Raw genomic sequence first — 19,496 nt, 5'->3', positions numbered from 1 at the left:
CGCTGTGATTTCAGCAGGAAACGCGTTCTATCCGGCAACGGGCGTGGCGTATCGCCCCGGCGAAAAGCGTTGAATAATATCGTCGAGGTTTTCGCGAGTGACCGGGGGCGAGATCAGATAGCCCTGAAACCTGTCGATCCCCAGCGCCTTCAGCATATTCAGCTTTTCCAGGCTATCCACCCCCTCGGCAACGCAGCGGCTGCCGGTTAGCTGGCAGTAGTAGATCAGGCTTTTTACCAGCGCCAGCGCGTGGGCGTCGTGCTGGAAATCATTCACGATGCTCATGTCGAGCTTGTACTCGCTAAAGCGCACCGCGCGGACCGGAAACATCACGCTGCTTTGTGAAAAGCAGTCGTCGAGCATAATGCGAAAGCCCTGCTGCTGTAATTTCACGATATTGCTGCCGATCTTGCCCTGGCGGTTGAGATCGACGGTTTCGGCAAATTCCAGTACCAGCCTCTCCGCCCAGCGCGGATCGCCCAGCTGCTGGCGGGCCGCCTCCATCATCCGCATGAGGTTGTCATGCCCGGCGATAACCGGCGGAACGTTCACCGAGAAGTAGTACTCCCCGCGATGCTGGTTGATGCCCTGAACCGCTTCCCGCAGCGCAAAGGCGGTCAGCAGCAGCCAGGCATATTCCGCGCGCACCAGCGGCAGAAACTCGCCGGGCAGCAGCACGCTGCCGCTGCGTCGCCAGCGCGACAGCACCTCGATACCCTTGAGCATTAGCCGGCCATCGGTAATGGGCTGGAATACCGGAAACACCTGCCGACAGTGGATCGCGTGCACGAACTCGCGCTCAAACGCCGAAAGCGTGGCGAACGCCTGCGCCTTTTGCCCTTTTGCCTGGCCTCCGGGGAAGCGGTTCGCCAGATGCGGATGCTGTTCCACCATCTTTTTTAGTCCTGACAGTCTCTGGTTATAGAGGGTTTTATGGCTCACGCCCCGCAGCTCGGCCTGGCGAGTAATGCTGTATCCGCGCAGCCAGTCCAGCGCGGCGTTGAACTCGGGTTTGCTCAGGCCCGTCGGGGGAATACCGCGCGCGGTCGCCTCCTCACAGGCCAGCGTCTCCAGCGAAGGGTAGTCCGGCGCAGGCTGGCTCAGCAGCGAGGCCAGCTGCCGGCAGGGCAGGTCGGAGGCGACGGTTTTGACGGCGGCAAGACGGCGGCGGTTGCCCACCAGGTGCAGCAGCGTTTGCCACAGCCAGCCGGCGGGGCTGCGGCTGAGGATCAGCATCGGCAGCGCGCTGGCGCTGCGGTCGAGCAGCAGCGCCGCCTGGCGCAGGGTGAACAGCAGCCAGAAAGGGTCGTCGGGTAGAAACACCACGATCCGCCTGAAGGCCGTCGGGTCGGGCAGCGACGGCGCGTCATGGGCCTGAGGGGATAAAAACGTCGGCCGCCGCCCGCCCGCGCCGATCAGCGAAGAGAGCCCCTCCGCGGCCATCGAACAGGGCGAGAGTATGCACTCCACCGCCGGGGCCGGCGGCGGGAGTGGCGCCCTACTGGTAGACAAACGTCACCCCGATAATCGACTGCACGTTGCCGGCGGTGACCTGCCCGCTGGTGCGCGCGTACTCGGCGGTCAGCCCAAGGCTCACCGGCGAGGTGCCGACCGTACCCAGCGATACCGGGCTGTTGGCGGACACCGCCGTGCCGCCGCGGGTCAGCTGCACGCCGATCCCCTGCGCCGGCGAGGCGGAGGCGGTATTGGTGAAAATGGCGTTGCCGGAGCCGGTGGTGTTGCCCGACAGGTAGTAGCCCAGCGTCTGGTTCTGCGCGCAGTGCACCGTCAACGGAACCGCCATCGAACCGGGATAGTCCGGCAGGGTCACCGTCACGTCGCGGGCGGAGACGTCGCAGCCGCCGGTCGGCACCACCACGTCGTTATTGGCATAAATATTCCAGACGAACTGGTAGGAGTCGCTGTCGTGGTTGTTGGTCTGATGGAGGATCAGCACGGCGATCAGCGACCCGGAGGTAATGGCGATCCCGCCGGCGGTGCTGACCGGCGTCAGGTAGAGCACGGTTGGCCACGGCTTATCGGTGGTCGAGTCGTAAATCACCCGCGAGGTTTCCGTGGTGGTCGGGAACGGATAGGAGCTGCCGTTGTATTTTACGGTACCGGAGAAGCTTGATAGCACGCCGCCGTAGGCCGAGCCGCGCTGCAGGGTGACGTAGTCGGTGATGGTCTGCGGATAGTCGTTGTGGCAGAAAATCTGCGTCGAGAGATCGACCACCAGGTTCTGCCCGACGCTCACCGCAGGCGCGAGATTGACGTAGACGTTGGCGCTGCCGCCGCCGATGGGGATGGTCTGTCCGCTGGCGGTTTTACAGGCGAAGGACCAGGCGTTAATCGACCAGCCCATCATCGCCAGCGCGGCCAGCAGGGTGACTATTTTTTTCATAAACGTACTCTCCTGATTCAGGCGTAGGTGTAGGTGACGTTAATCACCGCCTGAATGGTTCCCTGGGTGGCGCCGCCGTTCACCGTCAGCGCCCTGACCTGCAGCGGGAAACGGGCGGACTGGGTGGCGTCATCGACCTGCACCGATTGAGTGGCGCCGTTGTTCAGCGTGGTGCCGCCGCTGTCCTGCAGCTCGAGCTGGATATTGCCGGCGGTGCCCTGGTTTTTGTAATAGCCGGTGCCGTCCGCGGTGCCGCTGAAGGTGGCGACCACCCGCGAGGTGCCAATCGGGCAGTTGCTTAAATCGAGCGCCACGCTGTGCCACGCCGAAGCGGCTCCCGCCGAGACCAGGCTGAAGGTGTAGAGATCGCCGAGTTCGACGGTGGCGTTGGTGGTCGACACCGTGCACGGTTTGGCCACCACCTTGCCGTTCACGGTGATGGTGACGTCGGCGGCCTGCAGCGAGGAGGCGGCCATGAGCAGCGCGCCGGCTACCAGCCAGCCTGGGGGAGTCCATTTCATCTCAGCCTCCGGTTACTGAAATTCCAGCGTAAAGGTCGCTGTGGCGTTAACGTGCCCGGCGGTAACCGGGACCTGGGTCGCCATCAGGCGGGCGTAAAAGTTCAGGATATTGGTCTGCCCCGGCGTCAGGGTGGTCCAGGCTATCGCCGAGGAGGCGGCGTTCAGCGGCAGCATCGCCTGCTGGGTATCGAGGATCTGCACCCCCATGCCCGCCGCGGCCGACGCGCCGCTGTCCAGCTTTAACAGGTCGGTGTTGAGGCTATCTGCCACCCCGGTGAAGCCCACCTTTACCGCGGTAACCGAACTGCCGCAGGGCGACAGGACGATGCGAAACGGCACCGCGGGCGTGGTGGCGCCGACGGCGTGAAACTGTTTGGCGGCGTTATCCAGCAGGTCGACGGTAAAATCCTTTGATTCTCCCGCCACCGCGCAGGCGTTATCCCGCACGTAGCCGCTGATGGTGATGGTGCTGTCGGCGGCGCACGCGTTGGCGACGGCAAGCGACAGCACGGCCAGCAGCAAATAGAATGATTTTGTCATCATGATCCTTTCCTTAGCGGCACACGGCTGAGAGCTGGCTGAGCGCCTGCTGCTGGCTCTCCGGCGGCAGACGATACTCGGCGACGCAGCCGGCATCCGGCCCGTCTCCCCACTTCACCTGCACCCGGCCGGCCAGCGGCATCCCGCTGAGGTAGACCTGGCCGTTATCGGCGACAATGCTGCCGCTCTGATTGCTCGCCGAGGTCACCATGGCGCCGAACGGCACCGGCTTGCCGTTGCGGGTGAGGGTCATCAGCAGTTTCATCCCGACGTGGGCCTTAAAGTCGGCGCGGACGATCGCGCCATGGGTGGGCACCACGCTGACCACGGCGTCGTCAAGATCGACGTTGTCGGCGAGCGTGTTGGTATCCAGCGCCACCCGGTTCTCCCGGTACTCGGTGGCGTAAGGCAGCACCGCGTAGCCGCGCCAGTCGGTGCGCACGCCGGTCTGATTCTCCACCTTCACCTTCTCCGCGCCGGGCGCTTTGATAAGCACCACCGTGTCGTTCAGCGGCTGGCTTAAGGTCACGCCGTTGGCGTGGGCCAGCACGCCGCCGCTGACGCCGTAGTAGAGCTGCTTAAAGCCGTCGCTGCGGCTGTAGCCGACGTTGGCGTTGCCGTAGCCGCCGCGGTAGTTCAGGGCGGTATAGCCCGTGCCGCCGCTGCTGCCGGCGCCGCCTCCTGCGTAGCCGGTCTGCACGCTGTAGCTGAGGTTGTTATCCTCCAGCAGGGTGCCGTAGAGCCCGGCGAGGTTGGTCATCCGGCCGTCGAGATCGTGCGACATGCTGTAGCTGGCGCTGGCGTGGCGCCACGCGGATTTGCTGTCCGAGCGCAGCCAGTGGCTGAACGGAATGTTGACGTTGACCGCCAGCATCTGGTCGCGCCCCTGCTGCCAGGCGTTTTTGGTCAGGCTGTAGCTCAGCGTCCAGTTGATATCGTCCACCGCGGCGTTGAGCCCGGCCTGCAGCTGCTGGTCCGCCTTGCCGGTTGACCAGTAGGTCTGATGGCTGCCGCTCATATAGAGCGTGGCGGTGCGCCCCAGCTGCTGGGTGACGCTGGCCTGCACCCGGCCGCGCTTGCTGTAGGCGAGGTTGTAGTAGTCGGTGAATTTGGGCTTCACCTGGATAACGCCGTCCTGGGTCTCGACGTCGTAGCCGCTCATCCGGCTATAGGTGGTATCGGCAAAGCTGTAGTAGCCCCGCGTGGAGTAGCGGTAGCCGACCAGCTGAATATTGGTGCCGATTTCGTTAAGCGATTTGTTATAGAGGAAGCGCAGCGATTGCCCCTGATGGTTGCTGTCGTCCGGCAGGGTGGCGTTTGCCTGGGTCACGTCCAGCGACACGGCGCCGAAATCGCCCATGTTTTTACCGACGCCGAGGTTAAAGGCGCGGTAGCGGTCGGCCAGCTGGGAGCCGCCGTACAGCGTCCAGCCCGCCGGCAGGCCGTGGAGCAGCGTTCCCTGGAAGAATTTCGGCTTCTCCTGCTGGTCGTTGCCGCTGCGGTATTCCCCCGCCGTCAGGGCGAAGCGCGAATGGCCCTCGCGCTGCAGCACCGGCACCGTTGACCACGGCACGGTGAAGACCTGGCGGGTGCCGTCGGTCTCTTTGATGGTGACCTGCAGATCGCCGCCGTTACCTGCGGCATAGAGATCGTTGATGGTGAACGGTCCGGGCGGCACCGTGCTTTGGTAAATTTCGTAGCCGTTTTGCCTGATCGAGACCTGCGCCGTTCCCCGGGCAATCCCGTGGATGACCGGGGCGAAGCCTTTCTGGCTGTCCGGCAGCATATTGTCGTCAGAGGCCAGCTGGGCGCCGCGGAAGTTGATGCCGTCGAACACGTCGCCGTTGGTATAGCTGTCGCCGAGCGTCAGGCGCGAGCGCAGAGGGACAATATCCCGCTCCAGCCAGCTGTTGACGTGCTGCCACTTATTTTCGTTGCTCGATGAACCGCCGCCGCTGCTGTAGCTCCAGGTGGTGTTATCGCGCAGGCGCCAGGCACCGAGATTGAGGCCGCTTTGCAGATTAAGCCAGGCATAGTTGCTGCTGCCGCCAATATCGTTGTGCACGTTGTTGCCGGTAAAGTTGTAGTTCAGCAGCCCGGCGTTAATTCCGTCATCCCAGAGTTCAGGGGGAATATAGCCGCGTGCGCGGTTGCCCATAAAGGCCTGGGGAACGGTCAGGTACAGGCGCTGCTGGCCGACGTCGAAGCGGCTGGTGGACTCTTTGATCAGGGCAGCGAGCGGTACGCAGGCGTCGGCGGCCAGCGCCTCCATTCCCGCCACGGCGGGCGTGTTGACGCCCATGCTCGCCAGCTGGCTACGCGTGAGGCAGGGCGCGAGGCGATGATCCTCTTCCCCGGCCTTAAAGGTCACGTCGCGGGTGGTCATAAAGCCGTTGTTCAGATAAATATCGACCCGATAGGTGCCGGGCGGCACCTCCTGTCCCTTCTCGAAGTTCGAGAGGTCCGCCACCGCCGCCGGATCGTCAGCCAAAAAACGCGGGTTAAAATAGAGCTCCGCCCGCGCGGAAAAGGCCAGGGTGGCCAGCGCAAGCAGCAGCGGGAACTGCACCAGCGGCCCCGCAAAACGCGGGGCATGACGCCGGGTGCGGGGAGAAACCAAACGGTTCGGTCCATATTTCAGATGTGACATAATCCCTCCGGTCCGAAGTCGCCCGGCTGTCAGTTCTTATTATATTTCAGGGGATAACGCTGGTTTCCCCGGAGCTATTGCGCGACGCCCTTCATCCGCGGGGTCAGCGCGCCGTAGTCGTTAATCGTCCGCCAGGAGATCTCGCTGCCGGCGCCCGGCGGTAGCTTCACCGAGGCTTCGCCCATTGGCGGAACCAGCGCGTTTTCCAGCACCCGGGTTCCGGCGTTGAGTTCGGTCACCGTCAGGTAGTAGGGAGTAGGGTTAATCAGCGTGAGGGTGTTTGCGCTGCGGCGAAAGCGCAGCTTCTCCGTCGCCTGATCCGGCGAGAGCGCCAGCTTAGCCGGGCGATAGTAGAGCTTGATGCGGCTGATAATCGCCAGCTGCAGGGTATTGTCGCTGAGCTTCGATTTATCCATCGACGGGATCGCCTTAACGTTCATCCAGAACAGGCTTTCGCGATCCTGCGGCAGCTGATTGTTGGTGGCGTCAATGATCCGCAGGGTGTTCTCTTTTTTACCCTGCATGGCGAACAGCGGCGGGGTGATGACAAACCGTCCGTCCTTCTGACCGTCGGCATTTTCTACCCACGACTGAATCAGATAGGTGCTGTTGTCATCGTTATTGGTTACCGCCAGCTGGACCTGCTTTTGCCCGGCAGGATAGATAACCCGGGTGGCTCCCAGCGCCACGCCCGCATCGGCAGCGGTGCTAAACCCGGCGGTGGCGATCATCAAAAAGCCCGCCACCAGGCTTTGCGTCATCCCCAGTCTCTTTCTCACGTTTTCCCCTTTTATACTCACCGTTGATTCCTGTATCCGGTATGCCTGCTGGCTGGTTACTGATAGGTCAAAGCAAACCAGGCCTGAGCGTTCGCGGCTCCGCCGGTCACCTGACGTCCGGTCGCCCGATATTTGGCGACAAAATGTAGCGTGGTCGGTCCGCTATACAGCCGTGACCAGGCCGCCGGTGGGCTATTGAGCGGGATCGGATGGTCCTCGCCGTCAAACAGCGCCACGCCGACGCCGGTTGCGATGCCGGGGCCTTCGCCCACCGAGAGCACGTCCGGATTTTTGCCGTCAGCAACGCCGTGAAAGGTCACTCCCACCCGCTGGCTGACCGCAGTGCTGCAATCCTGCAGATGGATAGCGAAAGGAACGGGGTTAGTCTCTTCGCCAACTGAATGAAACCGATTGCTGCTGATTTGCCCCATCTCGACCGTTAGCTGACGGTCTCCCGCTTCCACGCGGCAGGATTCGGCGATGATCACGCCCTGGAAACGCATGCTGCCGCCGGGCAGGGTGACGTTCCACTGGTTACCGGCCAGCGCCAGCGGCGGTAGCAAAACGATCAGCAGACCTGATTTCATTCCTTGCATCGTGATTACCCCAGTCCTGTATGGATAACGGGCCATCCTGGCCCGACGAGCATCCGTGCGTGATGGTGAATTACTCGTACTGAACTTTGAAGGTCGCGTCGGCGTTAGCGGTACCGGCAGTTGCTGCGCCGGTCGCGTAGTAGCGAGCCTGGAACGGAATGATGTTGGTGCCGTCGTTCAGCGTGGTGGCAGCACCGAAGGTTGCGCCGTCGAGCGCCAGCGCGGTGCCTGTGCTGTCGAGGATCTGGACGCCAACGTTAGTTGCGCCGCCGGCTGCAGAGTTTTGCAGCGCCAGTACGGTGGTGTTGGTGCTATCGACCGCGGTGCCGGAGAAGGCAACGGAGGCTTTAGTCGCAACGGTCGTATCGCAGTCGTCCAGTTGGATGTTGAAACCAACGGCGGAGCTGGTGCTGCCCGCGGTAGCGAGTTTGGCTGAACGCACCTGGCCCAGCTGCACGGTTTGATCGATAGAGCCGGCGTCTACTGCACAGGCTGCGTTGACCACTTCCCCTTTAAAATGCACTGTCCCGCCGTTTACCGTGGTGGTATCGGCCAAAGCCGCCGCGGAGCTCAGGGACAGGGCTGACAGAACAACGATTGCCAGTGTTTTGATTTTCATGTTGTTTTCCTTTAAACAATGTCGATATTACGAACCGAAATTGGCAGTCTTTGTGCCTTCCAGGCATTCCATATGTCAGCCGAATGGTCCGACTGCCGGCTCTGCTCAGTTTTTGCCCCAACGATGAGTCAATTGGGGCCATTTTGACTCGTTGGATTAAAGTGCTGAAATTAGGGGGTTTTAAGGCGTAGTTTTGAATTTAAAGTTCTTTGTTGTTCTTTTTTGTGGTTTTTTATGCTGGATTTTTGTTTTTAGTAGCGTAAACGGAGTGGCTGAGTCAGCGGAGAGGACAAGGCGAGGTTACGAATCGGATGGAAATGAAAGTAAATAAATGTCGGAGTAAAAAGTGTTTTTAATCAATTAGATATTTATTATTTTTGGAAATATATGCACTTGCCAGTTGCAAAAGATTACAAAACATTTTTATGATATAAACAGTTTGGCCCCAATTGACCTATTCATTCACGAAATTTATCTTATTTATCAAAGTGATAATTTATTTCTTCTGCTCAGGGATACTTTTATCCAGCAAATTATTTCTTTCCCATAATCCGGCAAAACGCGCCGCGTTGCTGGCGGTATAGCGTACCGTATGGCGAATATTGCGATGTCCCAGATAATCCTGAATCAAACGCGTATCTGTCCCTCTTTCGGCGAGCTCGTAGCCGCAGGCGTGGCGCAGCATGTGCGGATGGGTGTGGGTGGCGGTTCCGGCCTCTTCGCCGGCGCTGCGGATAATACGATACGCCTGCTGCCGTGAGAGCTGGGTGCCGCGGCGGGAGATAAAAATAGCGTCGGTGCTTTGCGCGGCCTTCCAGCCGGCACGAGCCCGGGTCCAGCGCTCAATGGCCTCCAGCTCGTCAAAGCGCAGCGGGTGGATGGTTGAAAATCCGTTCTTCAGCCGGCGGACGTTGATGCGCCCCTCGCTGAGGTCAAGATCGCGGTAGTGCAGGTTGAGTAGCTCACTGATGCGCATGCCGTGGCGAAACGCCAGCAGGATAAGACAATAATCACGTTCGCCCGTGGGCCCGTGGCGAACGGCCAGCATCATAGCCTGAACTTCTTTACCAGTAAGAAAACGACGTCGATTCACAATACATTGCTCCTGTATTTAATTTGCACCAGAACCTCAGCCTGAAAAAACGTTCAGGCTGATGAAAAAATAATCCGCGATGTTAAAACCGTATTATATGAAGGTATTTAATTTCAAAAAGGCGATCACATTACATTTACACATAGCGAAAATAGCGCCACGCGATAATTCTTATTTTTATGGATTTTATTCAATACCACAATAGAGACGCCGGCAATCGTTGCCAGGTTCATAAAATCAAAAGGGAAAAAGTTATTGCGGGCGATATGATAGATGAAAAAATAGTTCGCAAGCATTTAAAACGCGTGCGCCAGGCTATTTTATTGACCCGCTTTGCCCTTGCCAGAGCCGGCGCAGTGCCCGGAGTTTCCGCGCCCTGCGGGGCGTATCATCCCCCGCTACCACGCGGGTGACTCCGCGCCTTCCGGGCCCAATAGGTGGCAATCGTTACGCGCGCTTATAAATAGCGAGCGGATATCCGGAATATATCCAGGGATATCGCAATTTGCTTGTTTATTGCTGAAATAAGAACTTGCGGGAACATTAATCGCAATTAACGCATGGTTAATATTTATTAATGTTTCCCGCGGCGGCGGCGCATGACAACGCCCTCCGTGGCGTTGGCTGAGATTACTGGATAAGGCTAACGCGCTGCTTCTCTTTGGCGTTGTCCCAGATACCGTAAAAGCGCCCGGCGTTGCTGGCGGTGTACCAGACGGTATGGCGGATATTACGATGTCCGAGATAGTCCTGGATTAATCGCGTATCGATTCCCATATTGGCTAACGCAAATCCACAGGAGTGGCGGAGCATGTGCGGATGTATTTCCAGCGACAGTCCGGCATGGTCTCCGGATGACGAAATAATTTGGTAAAACTGCTGGCGAGAAAGGGGATTACCTTTCCGGGACAAAAATAGCCACTCGCTGTCGCTATCGGGATAGCTGCTACGGATCTCCAGCCAGTTTTTTAATGCCTGAATCTCTTTATTCAGTAACGGGTGGGTAGTAGAGAATCCTTTTTTCAGACGATGAATATAAATACATTTTGAACGGAGGTCGATATCGGATATTTGCAGGCGGCATATTTCACTGGCGCGCAGTCCGTGAATAAAACACAATAACGTCAGGCAGTAGTTACGCGCGGCATGCGTTCCCGTATTGGCTGCTTTCAACAGCGACTCTATTTCGGCTTGAGTCAGGAAGTTCCTTTTTTTGATATCGGTATTGTTTTTCATTATCATCCCTTTTAATTGCAGGCATACATTACGTTCTGGCCATCGTCAGCAGGCCAGTTTTTACATCCGGCTGTAATGTTTAATCGTTAATTTTACCTTTCGCTGTACTTTTAGGGCGCAGGGAAGGTATTCCAGCATATATGTCTGCCGGGTCAGGTCATTACGTTTGCGATAATGAGTGAAGCAGAAAGTATCCCCGCGTTCGGGGCGCGATGGCTTCATTGAGAGTGACGGATGGTGTTTTTATCTCTTTGAAATAATACGTTTTTCCTGGTGGTTTCAGCGTCCGGTTCATCCTGCTTTTCTCCTGATTATGCGCTCCATAAATAGAGAGGCATAGGCTATGGGTCGGGGTCTCTCCTGACTCATAGTACTGTAATAATTAAACTCCCGGCGGGCTTGCCATCATTCCATGACGGAGAGTTCAGGCCGCGTACCGCAGATGAATATTGCATAAATGTCCCGCAGCTTGCGAAGAACGATATCCACGCCGGATAGCATTGACTGCATCACTACAACAGCGCCTAAACCATACTGCAAATTTCAGGCGGAGAATAGTAATAATAAGTAAAGCGATATGTGTGGCGCCGGCGGCCAATTATTTACGCCGCCGGTGAGGAGGAAACTCCCCCGGCGTCGCTGAGCCAGCCGCTCATCTTGTTTACGGTTTGTTTGGAATTTTTTGGAGTTATCTGGAATTTTTGGTACCAGTTGTTTTACGCCGGAATAAGCGTGCTGGTTTTATCGGGTTTTTTGAAGTGATTATTACTCGCACCTGAAACGCGATGTTTGATCCGCTTTACAGGCTATTTAATGACGCCGGATCCACCTCGGAAGGCTGACGGAAATAGCGCTGGCCGCTGCGCGATAAATTCACGCCGCGGCCTCAGGGATTAAACGCTCGGGGCAATATTGATCCTTTTTCGCCCGCGCGTCACGGTTATTTTAGCTGCTCGTAGAATAAGAACAGGGCAATTATCACCATGATGATACCGGAAACGACGCTGACCCTTTGCGCCGCCAGGGGGCGAGCGCTTAATACCGTTTTCGAACCGTAGCCGACCAGCAAATAGATAGCCGTGCAGGTTATCAGGTGCAGGCAGCCCAGCGCCGACATCTGCATCGCTACCGACCAGCTGCCGTGCGGATCGGTAAACTGCGGCAGCAGGGCAAGGAACAAAAGAAAGACTTTTGGATTCAGGCCGCTAATGCAAAGCCCTTTTATCGCCCAGCCCTGCCAGCTATCCGTCCGCCCTTCGGCGGCCGACGGTGTCGACGGATGGCGTAAAATGCCGATACCGAGCCACAGCAGATAGCCCGCGCCCAGCAGCGTGATGGCCGACAGCGCCAGCGGATGTCCGGCGATCAGCACCCCAACCCCGGCAACCACCACGAGGGTGGCCAGCAGATGCCCGGACATCAGTCCTGCCACGGCAGGCACCACCCGTCGCCCGTCGATCCCGGCGCTGATGGCGTAAGCCCAGTCGGCCCCCGGCGTGACGATCAGCAGAAAAGAGACCAGCCAGAAGCTCGCGATAAAACTCATTTCCATAGCGGGCTCTCCCCACCGTGGTTGGATCCATTGTGCATGGCGATTGCGCTCAAACTCTTGCGAAAAGTTACCCGCAAGAATATCGGGAATGATGCGCAATGAGCTTTCAATGTTATGCTTAAAACCCCTTTTAAAAGTGAAAATCTTCCAAATGGACAGCATAGATCGAAAAATTCTTGCCGAGCTGCAGGCCGATGGCCGCCTCTCGATAACCGAACTGGCGGAGCGGGTCAATCTCAGCCTTTCTCCGTGCCATCGACGGCTGCGCGCGCTGGAGCAGGACGGGACCATCGCCGGCTATCGCGCGAGCCTGGATCCGGTAAAGATGGGCTTTAACTTTATGGCGATCGTCTTTGCCACCTTAAAAGAGGGAGACAAGCGGGCGGTGAGCGCGTTTGAAGAGGCGGTCGAAGAGATCCCGCAGATCGTGCTGGCGCAGCGCCTGTTCGGCGATCCGGATTATTTGATGCACGTGGTGACCCGCGATCTGCCGGCATTCCAGAAACTATACGATGACAAGCTCTCCGCGATGCCCGGCGTTCAGCACCTGCGATCGACCCTGGTGATGAAAACCGTGGTGCAGGATCGTCCTTTTCCGCTGGAGAGCCTGAACCCGTCGCGATAGCGCCGTTGCAGCCGCGATGAGTCAGAGGGGAGGGGGATGCGGCGGGGAGATCAACGGGCGCGTGGTCGCGCCCGTCGGGCGGCGCTTAGCCTACCACTTCTCGTTGCGCGCATCGTGGCGGCCGTCGCGACGGTTCTCGCGCTTATCCTGGCGGCAGCCGGCGTTGCTTTTGTTGTCGTCTCTTACGCACTGCTGTTTGGTCTCTCGCCCGTCCTGGCGCGAGTCCTGGCGGATATCGCGAGCGTCCTGGCGGTTATCGCTGCGGTAGGTTGCGTGGGCGGAGAGCGCGGGCAGCAGCAGCGCGGCGGTGACCAGAGAGAGAATGATTTTTTTCATAAACTAGCCCTTCAAATAAAAAAACAAACCGACATATGAATAATATTTAACCGCTATTGTGGCCGGGGAATATTTTTTCGCTGTCGTAAAAAGTGCTTTGTTATCAAATAGTTTGTTTAAAATTAAATTTGAACGGACCCTCAGTCGGCGAAGGTGGCGTCAACGGCCGCTAAGCCTATGACGCCGAACGGTAATTTCGCTAGGCCGTCTGCTGCTGACGGCGCGCGGCGGGCTGGCGGATGCTCATCAGGGCCAGCAGCGCCAGCAGGGCGAAGGTGAGCAGCATCAGAGCGATCGGCACGTAGCTGTCCCACGTCATCAGGAAGGCGACCGCCAGCATCGGGCTAATGCCGCCGGAGATCACCGCGCCGATTTCATGCCCCAGCGCCAGGCCGGTATAGCGCACCTCCACCGGAAAGAGCTCCACCATCATGCACGGCTGGGCGGCGATCATCGCCCCGTGGCAGACCGGCAGCGCCAGCAGCATCGCCAGCAGGATCGCCGGGAAGCTGTGCATTTGCAGCAGCCAGAAGAAGGGGAAGGCCACCAGCGCCATCCCGATCACGCCGGCATAGTAGACTTTTTTGCGCCCGATGCGGTCCGACAGCCAGCCCCAGCCGAGAATGGTGGCGATCTCCACCGCCATGGCGATGGTGACGGCGGCAATGGTCTGGCTGGTATCGATGCCGATATGCTTGCAGTAGACCACCGAGAAGGTGAAAAAGATGTAGACCGCGCCGTTCTCCGCCAGCCGCAGGCCGATGGCCTGTAAAATGGCTTTCGGGTGATGCTTAAAGGCGGCCAGCACCGGCAGAGGCTGCTCCGCCGGCTGCGCTTTACGGGCAACGAACTCGGCGTTCTCCTCGATGTTGCGCCGGATATAGACCCCAACGAGGAAAATAAACAGGCTCAGCAGGAACGGAATACGCCATGCCCAGGCCAGCACGTCCTCCTGGGGCAGCAGCTGCACCAGGTAGAAGGCGAGGGAAGAGAGCACAAAGCCGCCGGAAACCCCCACCTGGCTCCAGGCGGTGTAGTAGCCCTTCTGGCTTTCCGGCGCGTTCTCGCTCAGCATCAGCACGCCGCCGCCCCATTCCCCGCCGGAAGCCACGCCCTGCACGAAGCGCAGGCTGATCAGGGCAATCGGCGCCAGAATGCCGATATGCTCGTAGGTTGGCAGCAGGCCGATCAGAAAGGTGCTGGCGCCCATCAGCGTCAGGGTGATTATCAGCGTCATTTTTCGGCTGTACTTATCGCCCAGATGCCCGAAGGCGATGCCGCCCAGCGGTCGGGCGATAAAGCCGATGGCGAAGCCGGATAGCGCCAGAAACGCGCCGAGCAAAGGATCGTCGGTTGCCGGAAAGAACAGCGGGCCGAAAACCAGCGCCGCCGCCGTACCGTAGAGAAAGAAATCGTACCACTCCAGTGAGTTACCGAGAAAAGAGCCAATAATCAGTTTGCGCATTGATTGCGGCTTGCCTGGCGTCATATCGTTCGCAGATCCGGACATTGCGTGAACTCCACTACAGGTGAAAATGAGCGCCAGCGAGCGGGCGCCGGGTAAACGTCGCGATGGTTTTTTTAGTTATGGTGTAGCCTGGCTGAGGGCCTCGGCGCTAAGGGTATGAAACCGGCGGTTAAACCACACCAGGCCGTCGCCGGGCTGGTCCTGGCGAATCTGTCGGACCTCGCAGTAAAACACGCTGTGGCTGCCAACCTCATGGCTGGCGCTAATCGTGCAGTCGACGCTGGCGACGGCGGAGGCCAGCGCCGGCGAGCCGGTTTCTAGCGCCAGCCACTGCTCGTGCTGAAAACGCTCCTCCGAACGCAGCTGGCTGTTGGCAAAGATTGCTGAAAGCGCCTGGTGCCGTGCGGAAAGCACGTTCACGCACAGAACGCCGTTCTCTTTAAATTTGCTATGGGCGAAGGAGGAGCGGTTCATGCACACCAGCAGGGTGGGCGGAGAATCGGTGACGCTGCAGACGGCGGAGGCGGTAAAGCCAAAGCGTCCCTCCGGGCCGTCGGTGGTGATAATGGTAATGGCGCTGCCCAGCTGCGCCATGGCGTTACGGAAATCAGATGTCAGGTTCATAGCGGTATCCGTTATTTCAGTTTGACGTATTCGAAGCCTTCGATAACCAGACGCGGGCTTTTGGCCCGCGAGCAGCACAGCAGGATCTGGTCATTGTCTTCACGTTCTTCAGCGGTTAAATACTCGTCGCGGTGATCCGGCACGCCGCCGCAGACGTTGGCGAGGCAGGTGCCGCAGACTCCCTGCTCGCAGGAGACTTTGACCTTAATCCCCGCCTCTTGCAGAGCGGCGACGATGGTCTGCTCCTCGGCGACGCTGACGGTGAGGCCCAGCTCCGGCACCTCGACCTCAAAGCGCTCGCCGCCGGTTTCGACTTCGCGGTTGAAATACTCCTGATGCAGCTGCCCGGCGCTAAACCCGCAGCCCCGCGCGGCATCGGCTATCCACGTCATAAAGCCTTCCGGCCCGCAGACGTAGAGGTGTCCCGCCCGATGGTGCCCGGCCAGCACCTCGGCGGGACGCACCTTGTGCCCCTCATCGCTGATATGCAGCCGGACGTGGGCGCTGAAATGGCAGTCCGCCAGCTCGTGCAGAAACGCCATGCTCTCCCGGCTGCGGCCGCAGTAGTGGATCTCAAAGGATTTCCCGGCGCGGAACAGCGTATCCGCCATCGCCAGCATGGGGGTGATGCCGATCCCGCCGCCGATCAGCAGGCTGTGTTCGGCCTCCATGTCGAGCGCAAACAGGTTGCGCGGCGGGCTAATGACCACCGTCTCGCCCACCGCCAGCCGATGGGCGGCCAGCGACCCGCCGCGCGATGCCCGATCCTTGAGGATCCCCAGGCGATACTGCTGCGGGTGATGGGCGCTGCCGCACAGCGAGTACTGACGCACCACCCCGTCGCCGAGGTGAAGGTCGATATGCGCCCCGGCGCTAAACGACGGCAGGGCGGCGCCGTCGACGGAGGCCAGCGTCAGTACCGCGACGTCGGTGCCCTGCATTTCGCGTTCTGCGACGCGGACGATCAGTGTTTCAGCCATCTGTGTTCTCCCCCCTCGCGGGGCCTAGCGCATGTAAATGCCGCCGTTGATGTCCCAGGTCGCCCCGGTAATAAAGGTGGCGGATGGAGCCGCCAGCAGCTCGACCGCGCGGGCCACCAGCAGCGGATCGCCGAGGCGCTTCATCGGGATCATCTCCAGCAGCGCCGGCATTTTGTCGGCCCCCACCGCGGCGTGCACCGAGGGGAGATCCAGCGGGCCGGGAGCGATGGCGTTGACGCTAACCCCGTCGGCGCTCAGGGCGCGGGCGAAGACTTTGGTCAGGGTCAAAATACCGCCCTTCGAGGCCGCGTAGTGGGCGCCGGAGGCGGTGCCGCCGTTTTGCCCGGCGAGGGAGGCGAGGTTGATAATGCTGCCCCTCTTGCGCTGGCTAAAGTAGCGGCCGAGGATCTGGCAGCCGAGGAAGGTGCCGCGCAGGTTCGTACTGGTCACCCTGTCGAACTCCTCCACCGAGATCTCCATGATCGGCGTGGTTAGGGTGAGCGCGGCGTTGTTTACCAGCACGTCCAGTTCGCCAAAGCGCGCGCCGATCTGCTCCAGCGCGGCGCTGAACTGTGCGGGCTGGCGAATATCCAGCGCCAGCGGCAGCAGGCGCGCTTCGCCGCGGTCAATCTCCTGCGCGCTAAGGCGCGCGGCCTCAAGGCTGAGATCCGCCATGGCGACCTGATAGCCCTGCTGCCACAGGTGGCGGCTGATGATCTGGCCGAGGCCGTTGGCGGCGCCGGTCACGAGTACGCTTCGTTTCATAGGGACCTCACAGGATGTAGCCAATGCTGTGCAGGAAGTCGTCGCCGTTAATCAGGCGGACTACCTTTTGTGCGATCAGGAACGTCTCGCCCTGCGGCTTAAGGACGTAGCTCAGGTCGGCAACATAGTGCTGTTCGTTGCCTTTGCGGTATTCATAGAGGAACTGAGCGCAGCGGATCTCCACGCGCTCCTCGTCGGCGGATAGCAGGCGATGGCGGCCGGTCATGCGGACGGTGCGCGCCCGCGGCGTGGTGGAGATAGACTCCCCGCTGTACAGGCGGTTCACGCGCTTTTCGCGCATGGCCTGGTTGTCGTAGGCGTAGTTCAGGGTGTTGGCAAAGTCGGTGGCCTGCTGGTCGACGGGAATGATATACATCCCCTGCGGCTGCCAAAGCGTCAGCCACTCGCGGAATTCGCCCTGATCGAGCAGGTCCGCTTCGAGATTAATAAAGTGAACGGCGGCGTTGAGGATCGGCTGTGGGTTCATTTTTGCCCCCTGTTCTCTGCGGTCATGTAGCGTTTCCACTGCTGATAGGCGGCACGCATGCCGGTTTCGGCGCTGACGTCGCCGCGCAGGCCGTCGGCGGTGCGTGTTTCTCCCGGCAGGCCGCGGTTGAGCATGATCCACAGATCGCCGCCCGCGCCGCCGCCGCGCTGCACGCGCTCCCAGGCCTCGGAGTCATCCGGCGTGCCGAAGCCCATCGGCCCCTGGAAGTGCTCATGCATCCGCAGGCGGGCCTGGTTAGCGATGGCCGGGCCGTCCTTCATGGTCAGCACCACGTGGTGAATTTCAGTTTCCTCGACCGACAGCGGCTGCAGCACGCGGAAAAACGCCATAGAGCAGGCGACGTTGGGGAACAGGTTGAGGTTGAAGCCGCTGCCGCCGACCGCGCGAACGATCCGCCGCACCTGCTGCTCTTCATGCCCCTCATCGCGCAGCCCCTGCGCCAGCTCGAGGAAGCGCTCGGGGATCGGCGCATCGAGATTTTCGTCGAGATCGATAAGCTCAGGGATCATCACCATCACGCTGTGGCCGTTGCCGAGATCCTCGACGAAACCTTTGCCATCGACGAAGTTGAGCATCTCTTCCGTTTGCTTATCGACCGAGCTGAGGAACGACTTGTGCACGATGGGGAAGTGGTAGCCGTCGGTGGTGTTTTCCAGCTGGATTTTCCAGTTGCCCGGAAAGCGGAAGCGGTGGGCGGTGGTGGCCTGCAGCGGGTAGCCGGCGCCCTGTTTCATAAACAGATCCATCCACTTCATCGCCGGGCCGAGGAAATCGGTCAGCGGCTCTATCTGCGGGTTGAAGCTGGCGAAGATCATGCCGGCGTAGCTCTCCGTGCGCAGGCGCACCATTCCAAGCTGGTCCTTTTCGAGAGTGTCGCCGTAGCTTTCCGGATGCGGAACGCCGCGCAGGGCGCCGTCCAGACCGTAGCCCCAGCCGTGGTACGGGCAGGTAAAGCCGTTGGTTTTGCCGCTGCGGTGTTCGCAGACGGTGGCGGCGCGGTGGCGGCAGCGGTTGAGCAGGACGTTAATCCCGCCTTTGCGATCGCGCACCACGATAACCGGCTGGGTGCCGACCATGGCGGACTTAAAGCTTCCCGCGTCGGGGACTTCGCTTTCATGGGCCACCCACACCCAGGTGCGGTTAAAGATCTTTTCAACCTCGAGGGCGAAGATGTCGCTGGAGGTGTACAGCGAAGTATGCACGCGGTCTGACTGCACCAGCGCGCCCAGCGCGGCCGGGCAGTCACCGGGCAGGAGGTTCTTAACAGGGATCGTTTCGGGTATCGACATTGCTCAATCTCCAGGCGTTATTGTTGTGCTTCTCTGGCGGGTACGGGCAGATCGGCGAGCGAGTGCCAGCCGTCAACCGGGCGGCTGAACAGGTTTCGGGTGGTGAAATGTTCAATCAGCCAGCGCTCATCCGTTTTTTTAAAGCGAATCACCAGCTCGGCGCTGTTCAAATGCGAGCCGCCGGCGCGAAAGGTGGACGCCTGCAGCATTTTCCAGCGTCCGCTGGCGCTATTCTCGGCGTCGATATCGATATATTCCGCGGTCAGGTAGTGGACGTTAATGGCGAAGTGGGCGGGCTCGCTAATATAGCGCGCCATCATTTCGGCTATTTCCTGACGTCCGCAATAGCGTCCCAGCTTGCTTTGATATAAATCGCCAACGCCTTCCCAAACCGCCTCTTCGCTAAATAAGTCGGCGATCTGTCGGGCAATATCCGGATGGCTCAGGTCATCGCATAAATGCATATATTGACTGATGAGATGGCGTATTTGGTCGGCGGCTTCGAGCTTATCCAGTCGCTGCAGCAGGGTGTGTATATTCTTCATCGGCTAGGCCTGGATAATCAGTTCTCGCCCGGTACGGGCTTCGACTTTGCAATATTTCCACAGCCGGTCCGGGCCGCCGCCGACCTGCACGCTGCGAAACAGATTGCAGGCGGCGGTAACGGCCTCGAAATCCCGGGCGTCGGCCAGCACGTAGGTGGTCCACGGCCAGCCGGTTGAGGGCCCGACCATCGTCCGGTCGTCATCCATATTGCCGATGACCGTGACGCCGTCGACGTTGGCGATGCCGTTCATCATTTCGCCGAAGGCGGCCCACACCTGCTTGCCCACCTCCGGGGTTGCGTCAAAAAAGTTCTGGTTTACGCCGATGCAGAATAAAACGCGGATCATAGTGAGTCTCCTTATAGG

The 19,496-nt window shown here is 59.7% G+C and carries 21 protein-coding genes; 1 reads left to right on the top strand and 20 read right to left on the bottom strand.

All coding sequences use genetic code 11. The features are described from left to right. Nucleotides 1-27: 27 nt before the first annotated feature. The 11 genes from M2416_RS17895 to M2416_RS17845 all read right to left on the bottom strand — a co-directional run bounded on the left by M2416_RS17895 (nt 28) and on the right by M2416_RS17845 (nt 11,990). Nucleotides 28-1,512 carry an EAL domain-containing protein gene (locus M2416_RS17895; protein WP_374761796.1) on the bottom strand — a complete coding sequence of 495 codons (1,485 nt, stop codon included), beginning with the start codon at nt 1,510-1,512 and terminating at the stop codon, nt 28-30. Next, a complete protein-coding gene (locus M2416_RS17890; protein WP_076945896.1) occupies nt 1,499-2,404 on the bottom strand; it encodes a fimbrial protein in 906 nt (301 codons plus the stop codon). The genes M2416_RS17895 and M2416_RS17890 overlap by 14 nt, the downstream gene beginning before the upstream one ends. Nucleotides 2,405-2,421: 17 nt before the next feature. Then, the gene (gene fimG / locus M2416_RS17885) at nt 2,422-2,925 is read right to left on the bottom strand and encodes a type 1 fimbrial minor subunit FimG (RefSeq protein ID WP_041147097.1); all 504 of its coding nucleotides are present in this window, start codon (nt 2,923-2,925) and stop codon (nt 2,422-2,424) included. 12 nt (nt 2,926-2,937) lie between these two features. Further along, the gene (gene fimF, locus M2416_RS17880) at nt 2,938-3,465 is read right to left on the bottom strand and encodes a type 1 fimbrial adaptor subunit FimF (protein ID WP_259226272.1); all 528 of its coding nucleotides are present in this window, start codon (nt 3,463-3,465) and stop codon (nt 2,938-2,940) included. Nucleotides 3,466-3,478: 13 nt separating this feature from the next. Continuing rightward, nucleotides 3,479-6,115: a fimbrial biogenesis usher protein gene (locus M2416_RS17875; RefSeq protein WP_259226220.1), complete on the bottom strand. Its 2,637-nt coding sequence runs from the start codon at nt 6,113-6,115 to the stop codon at nt 3,479-3,481. Nucleotides 6,116-6,189: 74 nt separating this feature from the next. Further along, complete coding sequence (locus tag M2416_RS17870) at nt 6,190-6,915, bottom strand: fimbria/pilus periplasmic chaperone (protein WP_071844980.1); 726 nt, start codon at nt 6,913-6,915, stop codon at nt 6,190-6,192. A gap of 35 nt (nt 6,916-6,950) precedes the next feature. Further along, nucleotides 6,951-7,490, bottom strand: coding sequence for a type 1 fimbrial minor subunit FimI (fimI, locus tag M2416_RS17865; RefSeq protein WP_076945899.1), 540 nt, complete (start codon nt 7,488-7,490; stop codon nt 6,951-6,953). Nucleotides 7,491-7,560: 70 nt separating this feature from the next. Further along, on the bottom strand, nt 7,561-8,109 hold the full coding sequence (fimA, locus tag M2416_RS17860; protein WP_045857312.1) for a type 1 fimbrial major subunit FimA: 549 nt from the start codon (nt 8,107-8,109) through the stop codon (nt 7,561-7,563). 496 nt (nt 8,110-8,605) lie between these two features. Further along, nucleotides 8,606-9,202, bottom strand: a complete 597-nt coding sequence (locus M2416_RS17855) for a tyrosine-type DNA invertase (RefSeq protein WP_123552024.1) — start codon at nt 9,200-9,202, stop codon at nt 8,606-8,608. 630 nt (nt 9,203-9,832) lie between these two features. Continuing rightward, complete coding sequence (locus tag M2416_RS17850; protein ID WP_041147093.1) at nt 9,833-10,438, bottom strand: tyrosine-type DNA invertase; 606 nt, start codon at nt 10,436-10,438, stop codon at nt 9,833-9,835. 940 nt (nt 10,439-11,378) lie between these two features. After that, nucleotides 11,379-11,990: a LysE family translocator gene (locus tag M2416_RS17845; protein ID WP_259226219.1), complete on the bottom strand. Its 612-nt coding sequence runs from the start codon at nt 11,988-11,990 to the stop codon at nt 11,379-11,381. Nucleotides 11,991-12,141: 151 nt separating this feature from the next. Between M2416_RS17845 and M2416_RS17840 the strand changes: the two genes are divergently transcribed. Beyond that, nucleotides 12,142-12,615 carry an Lrp/AsnC family transcriptional regulator gene (locus M2416_RS17840; RefSeq protein ID WP_041147735.1) on the top strand — a complete coding sequence of 158 codons (474 nt, stop codon included), beginning with the start codon at nt 12,142-12,144 and terminating at the stop codon, nt 12,613-12,615. 90 nt (nt 12,616-12,705) lie between these two features. Here the strand turns inward: M2416_RS17840 and M2416_RS17835 are convergent, their stop codons facing one another. From M2416_RS17835 to M2416_RS17795, 9 genes are all read right to left on the bottom strand, one after another. Beyond that, entirely contained in the window at nt 12,706-12,951 is a 246-nt protein-coding gene (locus M2416_RS17835; RefSeq protein WP_076945902.1) for a hypothetical protein, read from the bottom strand. A gap of 199 nt (nt 12,952-13,150) precedes the next feature. After that, on the bottom strand, nt 13,151-14,416 hold the full coding sequence (locus M2416_RS17830; protein ID WP_259226271.1) for an MFS transporter: 1,266 nt from the start codon (nt 14,414-14,416) through the stop codon (nt 13,151-13,153). A gap of 120 nt (nt 14,417-14,536) precedes the next feature. Further along, nucleotides 14,537-15,043 carry a flavin reductase gene (locus tag M2416_RS17825; RefSeq protein WP_259226218.1) on the bottom strand — a complete coding sequence of 169 codons (507 nt, stop codon included), beginning with the start codon at nt 15,041-15,043 and terminating at the stop codon, nt 14,537-14,539. Between the two features lie 11 nt (nt 15,044-15,054). After that, entirely contained in the window at nt 15,055-16,023 is a 969-nt protein-coding gene (locus tag M2416_RS17820) for a PDR/VanB family oxidoreductase (protein WP_259226217.1), read from the bottom strand. Between the two features lie 24 nt (nt 16,024-16,047). After that, complete coding sequence (locus tag M2416_RS17815; RefSeq protein WP_259226216.1) at nt 16,048-16,788, bottom strand: SDR family NAD(P)-dependent oxidoreductase; 741 nt, start codon at nt 16,786-16,788, stop codon at nt 16,048-16,050. A 7-nt stretch (nt 16,789-16,795) separates the two neighbouring features. Further along, nucleotides 16,796-17,275, bottom strand: a complete 480-nt coding sequence (locus M2416_RS17810; protein ID WP_041147086.1) for an aromatic-ring-hydroxylating dioxygenase subunit beta — start codon at nt 17,273-17,275, stop codon at nt 16,796-16,798. After that, nucleotides 17,272-18,579 (bottom strand): aromatic ring-hydroxylating oxygenase subunit alpha, encoded by a 1,308-nt coding sequence (locus M2416_RS17805; protein WP_374761798.1) that lies wholly within the window; start codon nt 18,577-18,579, stop codon nt 17,272-17,274. Before M2416_RS17805 ends, M2416_RS17810 begins: the two co-directional genes overlap by 4 nt. 23 nt (nt 18,580-18,602) lie before the next feature. Continuing rightward, a complete protein-coding gene (locus tag M2416_RS17800; RefSeq protein ID WP_259226214.1) occupies nt 18,603-19,130 on the bottom strand; it encodes a nuclear transport factor 2 family protein in 528 nt (175 codons plus the stop codon). A gap of 3 nt (nt 19,131-19,133) precedes the next feature. Beyond that, the gene (locus tag M2416_RS17795) at nt 19,134-19,478 is read right to left on the bottom strand and encodes a hypothetical protein (RefSeq protein WP_041147083.1); all 345 of its coding nucleotides are present in this window, start codon (nt 19,476-19,478) and stop codon (nt 19,134-19,136) included. Nucleotides 19,479-19,496 lie beyond the last annotated feature (18 nt).

The organism is Klebsiella sp. BIGb0132, assembly GCF_024810075.1.
Classification (GTDB): domain Bacteria; phylum Pseudomonadota; class Gammaproteobacteria; order Enterobacterales; family Enterobacteriaceae; genus Klebsiella; species Klebsiella terrigena.
This window is presented reverse-complemented; position numbering and strand designations above follow the sequence as displayed.

What these genes read in the sequence shown, in the direction of transcription:
- M2416_RS17830 (WP_259226271.1), bottom strand. Translation starts at nt 14,416, where the DNA reads ATGCGCAAACTGATTATTGGCTCTTTTCTCGGTAACTCACTGGAGTGG.
- fimF (WP_259226272.1), bottom strand. Translation starts at nt 3,465, where the DNA reads ATGACAAAATCATTCTATTTGCTGCTGGCCGTGCTGTCGCTTGCCGTC.
- M2416_RS17875 (WP_259226220.1), bottom strand. Translation starts at nt 6,115, where the DNA reads ATGTCACATCTGAAATATGGACCGAACCGTTTGGTTTCTCCCCGCACC.
- M2416_RS17845 (WP_259226219.1), bottom strand. Translation starts at nt 11,990, where the DNA reads ATGGAAATGAGTTTTATCGCGAGCTTCTGGCTGGTCTCTTTTCTGCTG.
- M2416_RS17795 (WP_041147083.1), bottom strand. Translation starts at nt 19,478, where the DNA reads ATGATCCGCGTTTTATTCTGCATCGGCGTAAACCAGAACTTTTTTGAC.
- M2416_RS17820 (WP_259226217.1), bottom strand. Translation starts at nt 16,023, where the DNA reads ATGGCTGAAACACTGATCGTCCGCGTCGCAGAACGCGAAATGCAGGGC.
- M2416_RS17815 (WP_259226216.1), bottom strand. Translation starts at nt 16,788, where the DNA reads ATGAAACGAAGCGTACTCGTGACCGGCGCCGCCAACGGCCTCGGCCAG.
- M2416_RS17810 (WP_041147086.1), bottom strand. Translation starts at nt 17,275, where the DNA reads ATGAACCCACAGCCGATCCTCAACGCCGCCGTTCACTTTATTAATCTC.
- M2416_RS17825 (WP_259226218.1), bottom strand. Translation starts at nt 15,043, where the DNA reads ATGAACCTGACATCTGATTTCCGTAACGCCATGGCGCAGCTGGGCAGC.
- M2416_RS17850 (WP_041147093.1), bottom strand. Translation starts at nt 10,438, where the DNA reads ATGAAAAACAATACCGATATCAAAAAAAGGAACTTCCTGACTCAAGCC.
- M2416_RS17800 (WP_259226214.1), bottom strand. Translation starts at nt 19,130, where the DNA reads ATGAAGAATATACACACCCTGCTGCAGCGACTGGATAAGCTCGAAGCC.
- fimA (WP_045857312.1), bottom strand. Translation starts at nt 8,109, where the DNA reads ATGAAAATCAAAACACTGGCAATCGTTGTTCTGTCAGCCCTGTCCCTG.
- fimG (WP_041147097.1), bottom strand. Translation starts at nt 2,925, where the DNA reads ATGAAATGGACTCCCCCAGGCTGGCTGGTAGCCGGCGCGCTGCTCATG.
- M2416_RS17890 (WP_076945896.1), bottom strand. Translation starts at nt 2,404, where the DNA reads ATGAAAAAAATAGTCACCCTGCTGGCCGCGCTGGCGATGATGGGCTGG.
- M2416_RS17835 (WP_076945902.1), bottom strand. Translation starts at nt 12,951, where the DNA reads ATGAAAAAAATCATTCTCTCTCTGGTCACCGCCGCGCTGCTGCTGCCC.
- fimI (WP_076945899.1), bottom strand. Translation starts at nt 7,490, where the DNA reads ATGCAAGGAATGAAATCAGGTCTGCTGATCGTTTTGCTACCGCCGCTG.
- M2416_RS17840 (WP_041147735.1), top strand. Translation starts at nt 12,142, where the DNA reads ATGGACAGCATAGATCGAAAAATTCTTGCCGAGCTGCAGGCCGATGGC.